Raw genomic sequence first — 14392 nt, forward strand, 5'->3', positions numbered from 1 at the left:
CTACGGCTGCCCCTTGGGGATCTGCGAGGTGTCCCGTGTGGGCAGAGATCGTGAAACCGGCCCCGGACCGGGTGGCGGATCCGTAGCGTCCGGACTCGACAAGGGGGACGGCCGGTTTCCGAGTCGTCGACGTCCGGCCGCTCCCTTCCCGGAACACGCACGACATCCTTGGAGCCCACTCCATGAAGCTCGCCAAGAAGATCGCCCTGACCACCACGGCCGTCGCCGCCGCGGCCGGCGTCACCCTGCTCGGGACGACCGCCGTCCAGGCCTACTCCGCGCAGCCCGCCCACCTCCCGGCCGTGCACGCCCCCGCCGCGCTCGCGGTGCCCGACGGCAACAAGCTGACCGGCGTGTACTCCGCGCACGGCGTGCAGACCTACACCTGCACCGACGGCGCCTGGAAGCTCCTGGAGCCCGCCGCCACCCTCTCCGACAAGCGGGACCGCGCCCACCGCCCCGTCGCCCTGCACTCCCGTGGCCCGGTCTGGGTCTCCACGGTCGACGGCAGCGCCGTCAACGCCTCAGCGGTCGCCACCTCCGCGAAGGACGGCGCCGTCCCCGAGCTGCTCCTGAAGGCCACGGCCACCCGCGGCGCCGGGACCTTCGAGGGCGTCACCTACGTCCAGCGCCTGGACACGGAGGGCGGCGTGGCCCCGGCGGCGGCGTGCACCGGCACGGACCAGATCTCGGTGCCGTACTCGGCGACGTACGCGTTCTACAAGGCGAGCTGAGCGCTCCGCTGGAAGCGCCGCGATAAGCCGTCTGCCGTCTGTCGGCTGCAACGTCGTCGTGGCTTGTCGCGCAGTTCCTCCCCCAGCCTTCGGCCGGGGGTACCCCCAGCGCCCCTTCGGGGCGCTCCTGTTCGGGGCGCTCGTGTTCGGGGTGCTCGTGTTCGGGGTGCTCCTGCTCAGTCGGTCAGGTCGACCCGGATCGTCAGGAGCTGTGTGCCCAGGGCCTTCACGGCCATGCTGTTGCCCTTGGGCAGGGTGCGCAGCCGGGCGACCGGGTCGTCGTCGGGGAGCAGGTGGGCGGTGCCGGAGTGCCACCGCCCGCCGATCCGCACCCGGACCCGCGGATCGGCCTGGATGTTGCGCACGTACTGGGACTTCGTCCCGAACTCCGACACCAGCCAGAAGGAGTCCCCGACCCGCTTCCCGCCCAACGGCGTCCGCCGCGGCTGCCCGGAGACGCGGCCGGTGGTCTCCAGCAGTGTCTGGAAGGGCATGAGCCGGGTCAGCGGGTTGGCGACGTACCGCTGGAAGGCGGTGGTGATCCGGAATCTGCGGTCGGACATCGTTCCTCTGTTTCCGAAGTGGGCTACAGGCCGGTGGGCTTTGCGCGCCGACATGACGTTCTTTGACAGAATCGGGTACGCAGGTCCGGTTCCGTACACGTTCTCCTTCTCGAATGGCGGTGCGTCACCCGCAGGGGCACAAGCTCCGCACAGTTTCGAGGAGAACCCCGTGTTCCGACACCCGCTCCGTCCAGTCGCGGCTGCCGCCGCCGCGCTCGCCGCCGTCGGCGGTCTGACCGCCGCGACAGCCGGTCCCGCCTCGGCCTCCCCCGCGTCCCGCTCCCGGCACGTCCTGCTGCTGTCGGTCGACGGCCTGCACCAGTCCGACCTGGCCTGGTATGTGGCCCGGCACCCGCGTTCCGCGCTCGCCCGCCTGGCCGGCGGCGGCGTGGAGTACACCCATGCGAGAACCACCGTCCCCTCCGACTCCTTCCCCGGCATGGTGGGGCAGCTGACCGGCGGGGACCCGGGCGTCACGGGCGTCTACTACGACGACTCCTACAGCAACGCCCTGCTCCCGGCCGGCACCTCCGACTGCGCAGGCGTCAGGCCGGGCGCCGAGGTGGACCTCACCGAGGACCTCGACAAGGACCAGAACTCCCTCGACGCGGGCCAGGGCCTGTCCGGCCTGCCCGGCAGCATCCTGAACATGACCGGTGACGCCGCCGCCCTCATCGACCCGGCGAAGCTGCCCGTCGACCCGAAGACCTGCAAGCCGGTCTACCCGCACTCCTACCTCAAGGTGAACACGGTCTTCGACGTCGCCCGCAAGGCGGGGCTGCGCACCGCGTGGTCGGACAAGCACGTCGCCTACGAAATCCTCGACGGGCCGTCCGGCGACGGCATCCAGGACCTGTTCGCGCCCGAGATCAACAGCCAGGCCATCGGTTACCCGGCCGGCAAGGACTGGACGAAGGACAACGCGGCCACCGAGCAGTACGACGCGTACAAGGTGAAGGCAGTCCTCAACGAGATCGACGGCTACGACCACAGCGGCACCGACAGGACCGGCGTCCCGGCGGTCTTCGGGATGAACTTCCAGTCCGTGTCCACCGCCCAGAAGCTGCCTGTCTCCGACGGCCTGACGGGTGGTTACACCACGCCCGGCACCCCCGGCCCGCTGCTCGCGAAGAACCTCGACTTCGTCGACCAGGAGGTCGGGGCCTTCCTCGACGAGATCCACCAGCGGGGTCTCGACGGAAGCACCACCGTCATCCTGTCTTCCAAGCACGGCCAGTCGCCCACCGACCCGAAGGCACTGACCCGCATCGACGACGGGCCGCTGCTCGACGGGCTGAACGCCGCCTGGAAGGCCGCCCACCCCGGCGCCGGTGATCTGGTCGCCCACGCCGTGGACGACGACGCCATGCTGCTGTGGCTCAGCGACCGTTCCCAGGCCGCCACCGAGTTCGCCAAGGCCTACCTGCTCGCCCGATCGGGCACCGGCAACGGCATCGACGGAGCCGCCAAGACGTTCACGGCGAGCGGCCTGAAGACCGTGTACGCCGGTACGGAGGCCGCCCGGTACTTCCACGCCCGGCCCGGCGACTCGCGCGTGCCCGACGTGTTCGGCATCAGCCAGTACGGCGTGGTCTACACCGGCGGCAAGGGCAAGATCGCGGAGCACGGCGGAGCACACGCCGACGACCTCGACGTGCCGCTCGTCGTCTACGGCGCCGGCACCCCGCACGACGTGCGCGTCGACGCTCCGGTGCGGACCACGCAGATCGCGCCGACGATGCTGCGGCTGCTCGGCCTGAACCCGCGGGCCCTGGCCGCCGTGCGCATCGAGCACACCCGGTCGCTGCCGGTGCGCTGACCAGACCCGGGGCCGCACCGTCGGCTGCGGCCCCGGCCGACGGTGCGGGGGTGTGGGGGTGTGGTGGGGGTGTGCCGGGATGTACGCCGAAGGAGCTTCTGTTCTGCTCCCCGAACCGCGCTGAGCATCCGTCGGCGGCGCGTAGGACTCACTCGTCCTGAAGTTCGACAGTGTTGCTGGGTGCGGTCTGCTGCAGGACCTCGATGCCCAGTTGGTCGGTGCGGTCTGCCTGTCCGGTGAGCCGGTGCACCACTACCCATCTGCCGTCCGGCACGGCGCCGGCGAAAACGGAGGCGTCACCGGTGGCGCCGTTGTGCCAGAGCACGGTGCCGGATTTCTGCCAGGACAGGGCGGGCTCTCCCAGTTTCCGGTCGACGAGGAGGGCGACCACCAGATCGGCGGCGGCCCGCGGGGTGGCCCAGAGGCCTCCGGCGGGCAGGATGGCGCCGGTCATGGTCCAGGGGCGACGTGGGCGGCCGAACAGCCCGCGGCTGTGCAGGCGTCTGTCCGGCGGAGGAGTGCCGGTCACCTCCGTGATGTCCAGAGGGGCAAGGACGTAGTGGTTCAGGAGGTCCTGGTAGGACATCCCTGTGGCGGAGGTGAGTGCGGCTCCGAGGATGGCGTATCCGAGGTTGGAGTACTCCTCGGTGTGGCCGGGGGCGGTGGCGGCGAGGGTGTCCAGTCCGTGGAGTACGGCGTGCAGGGCGGCATCGTCGAAGGCGGCGTAAGGGTCGCGCCGGTTCAGGTGCGGGGGCAGCCGTGGCAGTCCCGAGGTGTGCTGGGCGAGATGCCTCAAGGTGATGCCGGTACCCCGCGGTACCGGGAGGAACTCCTCCAACGGGGCGTCCAACCGAAGCACCCCCGTCGCAGCCAGTCGGGCCAGCACGGTTCCGGTGAGCGGCTTGCTCAGAGAGCCGATCTGGACGTACGAGTCCAGGGCGTGTCCATGCTGGACCTGGGGGGCTTGGCCGCTGCTGAGGACACAGGTGGGAACAGGGCGCACGGCACGCTCTCCGTAGGGATCGGATGATGGTGGGTGAGGAGGCGCCCGACGTCGACTCCCGTTGCTCCTTTGGCGCGCATCTCGGTCACATCCCGGCGGCTGCCTGGCACGGTCACCGTCCGCCGGACGACTTCACCATGTCGAGCAGACCGCCGAAGGCCCTGGCACCGACGGTGAGGACACTTCGGGGCGGGTCGGCGTCGGCTATGTGGACGAGGGTGGGGGCGGTGGATATGTGGACGCAGGCCTCTCCTTCTTGGCAGTAGGACGACTTCCGCCAGGGGGGTGTGGGCATGCCGACTCCTCACATGTTCTGGATGATGGCGTGGATCAGGTCGCGGGACTTCTCAGGGCTGAGGGCGGTGGCTTCGACGACGTCCAGGAGGCGTCGGTACTTCTCCAAGTGGGCCTCGGCGTCCAGCAGCACGGGACCGTGGAACTGGTCGAGTTGTACGGTGTCCAGCTCCGCCACGGGCCCGCACAGGTAGTTGATGGACTGGCCTGATCCCGGGAAGGCTCCGACGTCGAAGGGAAGCACCCGCAGGGTGATGTGATCCCGCAGGCTCATACTGATCAGGTGCCTGAGCTGGTCGCGGGCCACTTTCCGGCCGCCCACCCGCATGTGCAGGGCGGCTTCGTGGATCACGGTGCTGTACGGATTCGGAGTTTCCCGGAACACCACGTCCTGGCGCTTGATGCGGTGCGAGACGCGGTGCTCGACTTCCGGTGGGGTGGGAGCCGGGATCGCCTTGCTGAAGATCTCCCGGGCGTGTTCGGCGGTCTGGAGCATGCCCGGGATGTGCGCCGTGAAGGCGGTACGGACAGCTGTCGCGTGGTGTTCCAGTTCGGCGAGGGTGAGCAGTCCGGAGGGAAGCACCTCGCGGTACGTCTCCCACCACCAGCCGCGTGTCTTCTCCGCGGCCATGTCAGCGAGGGCATCGACGTAGGGCTGGTTCGTGCACGAGTAGACGTTGGCCATGGCCCGGACTCGGTCAGGGCTCACTCCGAACCTGGCCGACTCCACATTGCTGAGTTGACCCGAGCTGGTACCGAGCATCTGTGCGGCCTCGGTGGAGGTCAGGCCTGCCCGTTCGCGGAGTTTGCGCAGCTCGGTGGCGAGTCGGACGCGTCGGGCCGTCGGAGCGGGCCTTGGCGTCATGAGTGTTCCTCCTGGCGGACGTACAGCGAGCTTGTCACTCACACGAGGGAGATGAGGTCCAGATCCTTCGAAAGTTCGCAAAGGTGCTTTGCGGGACCTCTATCGTCATTCCTGGGCGCCCCCTCCTGGAAGCGCACCGTGGGACGCCACGGCACAGACACCAGGCACCTGTCGAACTCCCCTCAGCGACCGGAGACTTCCGATGGTCACCGTATCCCCGTCCTGGAACTACACCCTGCACCTTCCGCACGATCCACGCGCACCGGGTATTGCACGGGGCACCCTGAGACTCATTCTCGCCGCGCACGAGATGACCGAGCTCACCCCCACAGCTGAACTCGTGGCGGCGGAACTGCTCGCCAACTCGCACTGTCACACGAAGGGGCCGTACGCCCTCCGCCTCCGTTCGACCACCCCCGGACGTCTCCGCGTGGCCGTATGGGACACCGATCCGCACATTCCGCCCGGCTTCTCTCATGCGCCCGCCCCGCCACCCCCACCCGACGCCGAGCACGGCCGTGGACTCCCCTTGGTGCGGGCCTGCGCGGACACCTGGGGCGCGTCGCGGCTCCGTGAACTCGGCAAGCTGCTGTGGGCCGAGTGCGGAGGCGGGGCGGCGGCATGGTGACCAGGGCCATACTGGGAGGTGGAGCGATGTCCGTCCGTCAGGAGCTGATCATGAGCGCACAGCCCGAGCACGGCTGGGGAGCGATGCCCCTCCCGGAGATCCGGACCGTGGACGACCTGCGCAGCGCGCTCAGCCGCTACGGCTTCCCGGGTGATCGCGAGCGCTTCGAGGAGGAACTGGCGGCCGCCATAGGAGCATCTCCGACCAACGACTTCGCCGGCGCCGCAGCCGTGGTCCGGGCCTACCGGCACCGGGTCCTGATCAGGAACTCGCCCGAGATCATGAGGGCGCTGGAAGACGCCCGAGCCGGAGGCGGCGGCGCGTGAACGAAGTCCCGTTGGAAGAGGCCGAGCCCGCCAGGAAGGCGTTCGGCGACCTGACGGAGGGGGAGCGGGAACTGGTCCGGGAGGCGCTCGCCGCAATCGCCCGCGATCCGACGGCGGGCCGCGAGATCCCTGGGTGGCGGCCTCCGTCCGTGGAGTACACGTACACCACACCACTCGCCCGTGACTCGGCCGAGGCGATCACGGTCGTGTACACGCACACCCCAGGCATGGGGGTGACCGTCGTGTACTACTTCCGTGATCCACAGGTGGTGGACTGACCAGTTCTTCCGCCCGCTCACCGCTCCCGAGCGGGAAAGGCGGCGCGTTTTCGTACCCCAGGCTCACCAGAGACCGGGGGGCTCCCGGTCGGTCGCCCGGAGCAGGATGTGCCGGGTGGAACCCATCCCGTACTTGTCGGCGTCGCTGGAGAGTTCGGCCACGTCCAGGAGCAGCGGACGGATGTCGACGCCGGCGTCCCGGGCCTGCCCGCACAGACCGTTCAGGGTGACCATCATGTCGCGGGCGTCGAGGCCCTGGTCCTCGACCGATATCTTCAGCAGTCGCTGCCGGAAGCCCTGGGGGGTCGGCTCGAAGGGCAGCGTCGTCGCCCAGCCGAACCAGTGACACCGCTCCAGGAGGGCTCGCAGGCCGGCCCGGACGCCGTCGTTGCCCTCCTCGTAGCGGGTGAGCACGTCCCGCAGCGCCGCCTCGGCCTCCGCGCGGATCCCCGCCTCGTCCAGCGGATCCGGGCCTTCCTGCATCGTCCGTACCCAGTCGGGGTCGGTGAGATCCACCGGCCGCCTCGCGATGGGCGCGAGGCACGCGTCGATCAGTGCGACCCGTTCCGCGAGTTCCGCCAGTTCTCCCATGGCAGCCCTTTCCCCTCCACCCGTCAGGCGAGGTGGTCCACCGGGGCCGGCCAGCGGCCCCGCGCGGAGAGGTGAAGGACGAGGGCCGCAATGTTCCAGGCGTCGTCCTCGCCCCGGTGGTGCCGGCCTTCGAGCCGCAGCCCGGCGATCTCCAGGGCCTGGGCCATGCCGGGGCGCTTTCGCAGGCCGTACGCCTCGGTGAAGGCGGCCTTCGCGTTGGTGTGGCGGCGGTTGAAGGGGTAGGCGGTCCGGGTCGCCCGGCACTGGCGGGTGAACTGGTGGCGGTCGTAGTCGCCCCAGCTGGCCCACGGCCGGGCGCCCGCGCGGTGCTCGGCCGCCAGCAGCCGGCACGCCTCGGCGAAGGTGACCCCCTGGTCGACCTCGGGCTGGGTGAGGCCGGTCAGCTCCGTGCAGAACTCGCTGACCGTGGACCGCGCGGGCCGCACCAGGATCCGGTGCCGGGCGAGGCGCTCACCGGCCGCCAGGTCGACGACGGTCAGCCCGATCTCGATGATCTCGCTGACCTCGCCGGGCGGTGGGGAACCGGCCCAGCAGGTCGCCTCGACGTCCACGACGTTGACGAGACCCGCGGTCCAGGTGCTGTCCATGGCGGGAAGCGTAGGGAGGCACGGCGGCCGCGGCACCTGGTTTTCAGGGCGGTTCACCGCATACCCCCAACCTGGCGCAGGACCGCGCGAATGGGACGATGCCCCGGTGAACCACTTCTCGTACGGGCGCATCGGTCCTGGTCATGACCCGCAGCGGCTTCCGGAGCCCCGGCCGGCCGAACCCGGGCGGTGGCCGAAGCTGGAGGCCGCGCTGGCGGTGGTCAACCGCGACGTGACGGCGACCTTGCCGGGGCAGGAGCCGCTGATACTGATGGCCGACCCGCCTCGGGAGTCCACGCCCTGGGGCGGCGTCGACAGGGGGCGCGTCTACGTGGCGATGCCCGACGGCCGCTGGCAGGGCAACCAGGTGAACGCGTACGACCCCGAGGAGGGCGACCCGCTGGAGCCCGACGACGCGGACACGGTCCTCACCGTGGTCGCGGACGCCGCGCAGGAGACCGTCATGGAGCTGCTCTGGCAGGTCTGGCCGGTGTGCTGGGAACACAGGACCGGAATGCACGTTCGTCCCGCAGGAACCGCCGACGACTGGTACCCGGGTGCGACGGACGCGGCCGGTCCACCGGTGTGGTGGTGCCGGGGCGGCCGGGAGGGCAGCGGCCACGACGTCGCCCCGGTGGGCGAGCTGGCCGCCACCCTGCCGGGCAAGCAGCGTCGCGCACTGCGGCGCAGCGAGCGCCGGCGGGACGGCCGCCGGTAGTTCGGAATCCGGCCGCCCTGTTCACCAGGTGTCCCAGTGCAGCACCTCCTCCCTCGGGATGCGGCGGGCCGCGCGGAAGTCGGTGCCGAGGGTGAACGCCACCGGGATGAAGGCCGTCTGCATGACGTCGTCGTAGGGGATGCCGAGAACGCGGGCCGACTCCTTCTCGTGGACGAGGTTGCCGGTGGTCCAGCAGCTGCCCATGCCGCGGGCGCGGGCGGCGAGCATGAAGCTCCAGACGGCGGGGAGGACGGAGCCCCAGGTACCGGCCTGCTGCAGGACGGACGCGTCGTCGGTACGGCCCTCCACGCACGGCACGACGATCGCGGGGACCTCGTGGATGTGCTGGTAGAGATGGGCGGCGCCGGAGTACACCCGCCCCATGTCCGCCACGCCGGCTCGGCGTACGTCCCGTTCGGGGACGGGGGCGGACACACCCGGCTTGCGTACGCCGTCGCGCCACACCTCGGCCAGCGCGGCCCGCCGCCCGGGGTCGGTCACGATCACGAAGTGCCACCGCTGGCGGTTGCGGCCGGTCGGGGCCTGGACCGCCAGGTCCACGCATTCCTCGAGCAGTCGGCGAGGTACGGGCCGGGTGAGGTCGAGGCGGTGACGGACCGCCCGGGTGGTGGAGAGGAGCTCGTCGGAAGAGAGGGCGAGAGTCATGCGTTGACCTTCGCGGAGCGTGCGGTGCGGCGACAACGCCGGACTTTCACTGGATGAAAACGCGGGGGCGAAATGGCCGGGAGCGTTGCCGGGCGGGTCTTCTCGGTGCTGGACGCGTTCGTGGGTGCGCCGGCCACGCTGCGCCTGACGGAGATCGCCCGCCGGACCGGGCTGCCGGTGCCGACTGCGCTGCGGATGGTGCGGGAGCTGGTCGCGTGGGGCGGGCTGGAGCGGGCGGCCGACGGCTCCTACCGCCTGGGCACCCGCATCCGCGCCCTCGGCGCCGCGGCTCCCTGCCCGCGCGGCCTGCTCGGCCTCTCGCTCCCCGCCCTCCGCACGCTCACCTCCCGCACCGGCGGCCACGCGGACGTCGCCGTCCCCTCAGAGGGCGCGGCCCTGTGCCTGGTCAGCGGTGAACGCCTGCCCCTGCACGCCACGGCGGCCGGCAAGATCCTCCTTGCTCACGGCCACGGCCCGCCGGCGGACGTACGGCGCCACACCCGCCATACGGTGACCGCTCCGGGCACCCTCGGCTCCCAGCTGACCCGCATCAGGAAGACGGGCCTGGCCACGGCCCACGAGGAGTACGTACTGGGCGAACTCTCCTTCGCCGCACCGGTGCTGCGGGACGGCCTCGCTGTGGCGGCGGTCCTCGTCACCCTGCCCACCAGCACCCCGCACGACCGCGTCGACGGCGCCCTCCGCGACGCGGCCCGCACCATCGGCCGAGGACTCGCCGACCTGCCTCGATAGCCGCACAGCCATTGCGCCCGGCTGGAGCTGTTGTCGCCCGGGGCGTCAAGCCGGGTCGTTCCGCGTGTGGACGAGGCGCGGCTGGCAGAGGGCATTCGGTGGCGGACGGACGTTCCCCCGAAGCCCGAGTCGAAGATCTGCCACGACGGCTTCTGCAGGATGCCCGGAGGAACGGCCTGGATTCCCGGCGCGGGACGCACAGGTGGTCACGACCTACCCGTCCGTGGGCCCGGCCTGGAAGCTCGGCCGAGTGCGTCAGGTGCCGTCCGGCGGGCGGCACCCGACCGGGGTCACTTCTCCGGCCGCCCCAGGAAGATCGGGTTCGTCAGTGCCGCCAGGGCGCCGGGGACCGGGCCCGCCGCTGTCTCGTGGCGGATCTCCGCGCGGACGTAGGCGGCGTACGACGGGGTCGTCTGCCACTCGACCACGCCCGAGCCGGCCACCGGGAGCGGGTCGCTGGTGAGGAGGACGCCCTCGTCGGTGACGAAGCGGACCGTGCAGCGGGGGACGCCGGAGGCCTCCAGACGGACGGTCACCGGGGTGTCGGGGGCGACGGCGAGGCGTTCGCCGATGCCCGCCCGCTCGCCGCGGCCGCCCGTCGCCGTGAAGCTCAGCGTCACGTTCTTCGACTCGGCGATGTAGGAGCGGCCCGCGCGCAGGCCCTCCTGGATGGCCTCGCGGCTCAGGTCGTCGGCGAGGACGACCGTCTGCGGCGAGCCCACGGCGTCCGGGTCCCGGTGCGCGTCGCTGTTGCCCATGCCCGGGAGCCACTGCCGGTTCTCCCGGACCGACGCCACCAGCGTGGCGTCCCACGCGGCCAGGGCCACCTCGTCGTCGGGGGTGTAGGGGCCGTTCCAGACCTCGACCGCGTCCGCCTCCCCGAAGCCGAACTTCCAGGCGCAGCCGACGCAGGTCGCGTGCGGGTGGGCCGGTACGACCAGGCCGCCGGCCTTGTGGATCTGGTGCGCGAAGCGGCCGAACCGGTTGTCGCGGGCCCGGTAGCGCCAGTCGACGAAGGTCCCGGGCTCCGTGCCGAGGGCGACGACATGGCCGTTGCGGGTGGTGACCTCCTCGCCGAGCATGATCAGCAGGTCGTCGCCGGCCTGGTCCGCCCAGTGGGCGTGCGACGAGTGGGTGTTGTGCTCGGAGGAGTTGATGAAGTCCAGACCGGCGGCGCGGGCGAGGGCCGCGATCTCGGCGGGGGTGCGGCGGCCGTCGGAGTACCAGGAGTGCAGGTGGCAGTCGCCGCGGTACCAGTCCCGGCCGCGGCCCTTGGCACGGGAGGGCGGGTAGACCGGGCGGACGGGGGTGCCGGGTTCGCCGTACGTCAGGGTGATCGTCAGCTCGTACGACAGGCCCTGTGAGGCCACCGTGTAGGGGCCGAGGGCGACGTACCAGGTGCCGGCGCCGACCGGGCCGGGGATGTAGCCGGGGGTCGCGTCGTCGGCGCGGACGAAGAACTCCGTGCGGGCGCCGCCCGACCAGCCCCGGAAGCCCTTGCCGCCCAGTTCGGTGCCGTGCTGGTCGAAGAGGCCGATGTCGAGCGCGTTGCCCGTGGTGCCGGCCGGGACGCCCGGCCTGTCGTAGGTGTAGGAGACCTTGAGCTCCCGTACGCCGGTGGGCACTTCGACCGGTACGTACACGAAGTCCGGGCAGCCGGGCGGCAGGGTGCCGCTCACCGTCGCCGTCTTCCGAGCCCCCTGGTCCTGACCGTCCGCCGCTGCGAAGCTCACGCTTCCCAACGTAAGGGCTGTGGCCGCGCCCGTCACGATCAGCGCGCGTCTGCCGATGCCGTGCGTGTCCTCACACATGCCGCTCACTCTCCCCTCCGGACGTGAACTCCCACGGAAGGAAAGGGAATCCACAGGCATCCGTCTGTCATGTGCATAGCTGTGTGAAAGGCGGGGCGTGTGATGCCGACTGGTCGGTATGGACATATCGAGCCACCCCCGGTACAGATGGGGCATGCGCATAGCCGTCACGATCTTCCTCACCGACGAGACCATCGCCCCCGTCCGGCTCGCCCGTGAGCTGGAGGCACGCGGGTTCGCCGGGCTGTACCTGCCCGAGCACACCCACATCCCCGTCGAACGGGCCACCCCGTACCCGGCGGGCGGCGACCTGCCCCGCGAGTACGGCCGTACCCTCGACCCCTTCGTCGCCCTCGGCCAGGCCGCCGCCGTCACCGAGGGGCTCGGCCTCGGCACCGGCATCACCCTGGTCGCCCAGCACGACCCGATCGACCTCGCCAAGCAGATCGCCACCCTCGACCACCTGTCGGGCGGCCGCTTCACGCTCGGCGTCGGCTTCGGCTGGAACGTCGAGGAGGCCGCGGATCACGGGGTGCGGTGGCGGGACCGGCGTGAGCTGGGCCGGGACCGGATGGCGTTGATGCGGGCGCTGTGGGCGGACGAACCGACCGGCTACGAAGGCGAGTTCGGGAGCGTACGAGCCTCCTTCGCCTTCCCCAAGCCGGTGCAGAAGGCGCGTGGGCCGGTCGCCGGGCCGCGCACGCTGATCGGCGGGGCGGCGGGGCCGAAGCTGTTCGCGCACATCGCGGAGTACGCCGACGGATGGCTGCCGATCGGGGGACGCGGGCTCTCGGAGTCGGTGCCGGTCCTGCGCGAGGTGTGGGCCGACGCGGGGCGCGACCCGGCCGCGCTCCAGGTGGTGCCGTATGCGGTGCTGCCGACGCCGGGGAAGCTCGCGCACTACGCGGAGCTGGGTGTCGAGGAGGTCGTGGTGCAGTTGCCTCCGGCGGGGGAGGCCGAGGTCCTTCGGGTACTGGACGCGTGTGCGGAGTACCTCTGAGGGGGGTGTGCCGACTCGTCGGCCGAGCCGGCCGGCCGTGCTCCGTCGTGTGGTGACCGAGGGAGCGCGGCCGGCCGCCGGCCTGCGGGCATCCGGTCAGCGGACCCGGATGAACAGCACGTCGTATCCGCTGTTCGTGCTGCGGGTCTTGACGTAGACACCGTCCGAACCGCCGTTGGGGTTGCTCGTGTTGCCCTCGACGGTGGTGAAGCTGGAGCCGCCGCTCACCGTGCGCACGATGCCTATGTGCTCGTGCCCGCCGGTGTAGTCGTTGCCCCCGTTCCAGTCGAAGGCCACGATGTCGCCCGGCTGCGGGTTCGTCGTCACCGAGAGGTGGTAGTTGCCGGCCCGCGCCTGCTTGACCCAGCCCGAGACGTAGGTGTTGCGGTAGGAGGTGGCCCCGGTCTGCTTGGCCACCCAGCTCACGAAGGTCGCGCACCAGGCGTAGTCGCGGGTGGACAGCGACAGACCCACCGCCGAGCCGTAGCTGTTCGCCCGGGCGCTGCCCTCGACCGTGCCGGCCTCCGCCTCGGCCACGGCGAGGATGTTGCCGTACCCGCCGCCGGGCGGGGTCGAGGTCGGCGGGGTGACCGCGCCGTACAGGGCGGCCTTGGTGTTCGGGCCCACCTGGCCGTCGACCGACAGGCCCTTCTCGGCCTGGAAGTCCCGTACCGCGCTCTCGGTGAGCGCTCCGAAGTCGCCGTCGACGGCGAGATCGGCGCCGTGGTGGTTGAGCAGGCTCTGCAGCTCGGTGACACAGCCGCTCTTCTGGCCCTTGACGATGTTGCTCGGGCACGAGCTGGAGTTGAGGTTGACCGGTGACGGTGCGCCGCTGCCGCCGCCGGTGCTGATGTTCGAGTAGAGGGCGGACTTGGTGTTGGGGCCGACCTCGCCGTCCACGGAGAGGCCCGCCGACGACTGGAACGACTTCACGGCCGCCAGGGTCTGGGGACCGAACTGGCCGTCCACGTCGACATGCTGGCCCTTGCCGTTGAGCAGAGCCTGCAGCGTCGAGACGCAACCGCCGCTCATGCCCTCCGTGATGTTCGACGGGCAGGACGCCGAGCGCAGGTCCATGGCGGTGGACGGCGACTCGTCGGTGTCGTAGAGCGCCCGCTTGGTGTTCGTGCCGACCTGGCCGTCGACCGACAGGCCGTTGGAGGACTGGAAGTCCCGGACCGCGCTGTCCGTCGCCGAGCCGAAATCGCCGTCCACGTCGATCGAGTAGCCGAAGTGGCGGAGCAGCCGCTGCAGTTCGGTGACGCAGCCGCCCTTGTCGCCCTTGACGATGTTCGCCGGGCACGCGGAGGAGTTGAGGTTGATCGGCGACGGCGCCGAGCCGCCGGTCGCGTACAGCTTGGCCTTGGTCTGCGGGCCGACCTGTCCGTCCACGGCGATCGCCACGGAGGCCTGGTACTGGCGCACCGCGTAGAGCGTGTTCGCCCCGAAGTCGCCGTCCACCGTCAGACCGGCACCGTGCGCGTTGAGCAGGTTCTGCAACTCGGTGACACAGCCGCTCACCTGACCCTGCACGATGTTCGCCGGGCAGGACGAGGAGGTCAGCCTGATCGCCGCGGGCGCCGCCGACGCCGGGACGGCACCGAGCAGGGAGCCCGCCGAGAGGAGCGCCGCCGTGGCCGCGAAGACGCCGGCTCTGACTCTCCAGCCGGGTCTCGCGGTCATGGTGCCCCGATGCCGGACGGCCGCTTTGTCGGTGTGCACACGATGTGGAGTT

Annotated in this window: 17 protein-coding genes; 8 read left to right on the top strand and 9 right to left on the bottom strand. The window is 71.2% G+C overall.

The genetic code is table 11. The annotated features are described in order from the left end of the window. Positions 1-182 precede the first annotated feature (182 nt). Positions 183-734, top strand: a complete 552-nt coding sequence (locus ACFY0P_RS34660; protein ID WP_388922270.1) for a DUF3455 domain-containing protein — start codon at positions 183-185, stop codon at positions 732-734. Between the two features lie 176 nt (positions 735-910). On the opposite strand, the gene ACFY0P_RS34665 is transcribed toward ACFY0P_RS34660, so the two are convergent. Beyond that, positions 911-1297, bottom strand: a complete 387-nt coding sequence (locus tag ACFY0P_RS34665) for a nitroreductase/quinone reductase family protein (protein WP_388922271.1) — start codon at positions 1295-1297, stop codon at positions 911-913. A 169-nt stretch (positions 1298-1466) separates the two neighbouring features. Here ACFY0P_RS34665 and ACFY0P_RS34670 point away from each other — a divergent pair, with 169 nt between their 5' ends. Next, entirely contained in the window at positions 1467-3116 is a 1650-nt protein-coding gene (locus ACFY0P_RS34670) for an alkaline phosphatase family protein (RefSeq protein WP_388922272.1), read from the top strand. 148 nt (positions 3117-3264) lie between these two features. Here the strand turns inward: ACFY0P_RS34670 and ACFY0P_RS34675 are convergent, their stop codons facing one another. The 3 genes from ACFY0P_RS34675 to ACFY0P_RS34685 form a co-directional block, all read right to left on the bottom strand. After that, on the bottom strand, positions 3265-4119 hold the full coding sequence (locus tag ACFY0P_RS34675) for a serine hydrolase domain-containing protein (protein WP_388922273.1): 855 nt from the start codon (positions 4117-4119) through the stop codon (positions 3265-3267). A 112-nt stretch (positions 4120-4231) separates the two neighbouring features. Then, complete coding sequence (locus ACFY0P_RS34680; RefSeq protein WP_388922276.1) at positions 4232-4414, bottom strand: DUF397 domain-containing protein; 183 nt, start codon at positions 4412-4414, stop codon at positions 4232-4234. A gap of 9 nt (positions 4415-4423) precedes the next feature. Beyond that, positions 4424-5278 (bottom strand): Scr1 family TA system antitoxin-like transcriptional regulator, encoded by an 855-nt coding sequence (locus ACFY0P_RS34685; RefSeq protein ID WP_388922278.1) that lies wholly within the window; start codon positions 5276-5278, stop codon positions 4424-4426. 202 nt (positions 5279-5480) lie between these two features. On the opposite strand from ACFY0P_RS34685, the gene ACFY0P_RS34690 reads away from it, so the two are divergent. The 3 genes from ACFY0P_RS34690 to ACFY0P_RS34700 are packed head-to-tail and all read left to right on the top strand — an operon-like array spanning position 5481 to position 6510. Further along, positions 5481-5906, top strand: a complete 426-nt coding sequence (locus ACFY0P_RS34690; RefSeq protein ID WP_388922280.1) for an ATP-binding protein — start codon at positions 5481-5483, stop codon at positions 5904-5906. Positions 5907-5932: 26 nt separating this feature from the next. Further along, positions 5933-6232 (top strand): hypothetical protein, encoded by a 300-nt coding sequence (locus tag ACFY0P_RS34695; protein ID WP_388922283.1) that lies wholly within the window; start codon positions 5933-5935, stop codon positions 6230-6232. Further along, entirely contained in the window at positions 6229-6510 is a 282-nt protein-coding gene (locus tag ACFY0P_RS34700; RefSeq protein ID WP_388922286.1) for a hypothetical protein, read from the top strand. Before ACFY0P_RS34695 ends, ACFY0P_RS34700 begins: the two co-directional genes overlap by 4 nt. Positions 6511-6573: 63 nt before the next feature. On the opposite strand, the gene ACFY0P_RS34705 is transcribed toward ACFY0P_RS34700, so the two are convergent. Both ACFY0P_RS34705 and ACFY0P_RS34710 read right to left on the bottom strand, forming a co-directional pair. Further along, positions 6574-7101 carry a hypothetical protein gene (locus ACFY0P_RS34705; protein ID WP_388922289.1) on the bottom strand — a complete coding sequence of 176 codons (528 nt, stop codon included), beginning with the start codon at positions 7099-7101 and terminating at the stop codon, positions 6574-6576. Positions 7102-7124: 23 nt separating this feature from the next. Continuing rightward, on the bottom strand, positions 7125-7709 hold the full coding sequence (locus tag ACFY0P_RS34710; protein WP_388922293.1) for an exonuclease domain-containing protein: 585 nt from the start codon (positions 7707-7709) through the stop codon (positions 7125-7127). A gap of 106 nt (positions 7710-7815) precedes the next feature. Here ACFY0P_RS34710 and ACFY0P_RS34715 point away from each other — a divergent pair, with 106 nt between their 5' ends. Continuing rightward, positions 7816-8427 (top strand): hypothetical protein, encoded by a 612-nt coding sequence (locus ACFY0P_RS34715; protein WP_388922296.1) that lies wholly within the window; start codon positions 7816-7818, stop codon positions 8425-8427. 21 nt (positions 8428-8448) lie between these two features. Here the strand turns inward: ACFY0P_RS34715 and ACFY0P_RS34720 are convergent, their stop codons facing one another. Continuing rightward, a complete protein-coding gene (locus ACFY0P_RS34720; protein ID WP_388922299.1) occupies positions 8449-9093 on the bottom strand; it encodes a nitroreductase family protein in 645 nt (214 codons plus the stop codon). Positions 9094-9165: 72 nt separating this feature from the next. Between ACFY0P_RS34720 and ACFY0P_RS34725 the strand changes: the two genes are divergently transcribed. Continuing rightward, positions 9166-9846, top strand: a complete 681-nt coding sequence (locus ACFY0P_RS34725) for an IclR family transcriptional regulator (RefSeq protein WP_388922302.1) — start codon at positions 9166-9168, stop codon at positions 9844-9846. A gap of 290 nt (positions 9847-10136) precedes the next feature. Here the strand turns inward: ACFY0P_RS34725 and ACFY0P_RS34730 are convergent, their stop codons facing one another. Continuing rightward, entirely contained in the window at positions 10137-11657 is a 1521-nt protein-coding gene (locus ACFY0P_RS34730) for a CehA/McbA family metallohydrolase (protein ID WP_388922305.1), read from the bottom strand. A 154-nt stretch (positions 11658-11811) separates the two neighbouring features. Between ACFY0P_RS34730 and ACFY0P_RS34735 the strand changes: the two genes are divergently transcribed. Beyond that, entirely contained in the window at positions 11812-12657 is an 846-nt protein-coding gene (locus tag ACFY0P_RS34735; protein WP_388922308.1) for an LLM class F420-dependent oxidoreductase, read from the top strand. A 96-nt stretch (positions 12658-12753) separates the two neighbouring features. On the opposite strand, the gene ACFY0P_RS34740 is transcribed toward ACFY0P_RS34735, so the two are convergent. After that, entirely contained in the window at positions 12754-14340 is a 1587-nt protein-coding gene (locus ACFY0P_RS34740; protein WP_388922311.1) for a peptidoglycan-binding protein, read from the bottom strand. Positions 14341-14392: the final 52 nt, after the last annotated feature.

Source organism: Streptomyces sp. NPDC001714 (assembly GCF_042892755.1).
In the GTDB taxonomy this organism is placed as follows: Bacteria; Actinomycetota; Actinomycetes; order Streptomycetales; family Streptomycetaceae; genus Streptomyces.

Coding starts and splice junctions, on each gene's coding strand:
- ACFY0P_RS34660 (WP_388922270.1), top strand. CDS start 183: ATGAAGCTCGCCAAGAAGATCGCCCTGACCACCACGGCCGTCGCCGCC.
- ACFY0P_RS34665 (WP_388922271.1), bottom strand. CDS start 1,297: ATGTCCGACCGCAGATTCCGGATCACCACCGCCTTCCAGCGGTACGTC.
- ACFY0P_RS34680 (WP_388922276.1), bottom strand. CDS start 4,414: ATGCCCACACCCCCCTGGCGGAAGTCGTCCTACTGCCAAGAAGGAGAG.
- ACFY0P_RS34685 (WP_388922278.1), bottom strand. CDS start 5,278: ATGACGCCAAGGCCCGCTCCGACGGCCCGACGCGTCCGACTCGCCACC.
- ACFY0P_RS34690 (WP_388922280.1), top strand. CDS start 5,481: ATGGTCACCGTATCCCCGTCCTGGAACTACACCCTGCACCTTCCGCAC.
- ACFY0P_RS34695 (WP_388922283.1), top strand. CDS start 5,933: ATGTCCGTCCGTCAGGAGCTGATCATGAGCGCACAGCCCGAGCACGGC.
- ACFY0P_RS34705 (WP_388922289.1), bottom strand. CDS start 7,101: ATGGGAGAACTGGCGGAACTCGCGGAACGGGTCGCACTGATCGACGCG.
- ACFY0P_RS34710 (WP_388922293.1), bottom strand. CDS start 7,709: ATGGACAGCACCTGGACCGCGGGTCTCGTCAACGTCGTGGACGTCGAG.
- ACFY0P_RS34720 (WP_388922299.1), bottom strand. CDS start 9,093: ATGACTCTCGCCCTCTCTTCCGACGAGCTCCTCTCCACCACCCGGGCG.
- ACFY0P_RS34725 (WP_388922302.1), top strand. CDS start 9,166: ATGGCCGGGAGCGTTGCCGGGCGGGTCTTCTCGGTGCTGGACGCGTTC.
- ACFY0P_RS34730 (WP_388922305.1), bottom strand. CDS start 11,657: ATGTGTGAGGACACGCACGGCATCGGCAGACGCGCGCTGATCGTGACG.
- ACFY0P_RS34735 (WP_388922308.1), top strand. CDS start 11,812: ATGCGCATAGCCGTCACGATCTTCCTCACCGACGAGACCATCGCCCCC.
- ACFY0P_RS34740 (WP_388922311.1), bottom strand. CDS start 14,340: ATGACCGCGAGACCCGGCTGGAGAGTCAGAGCCGGCGTCTTCGCGGCC.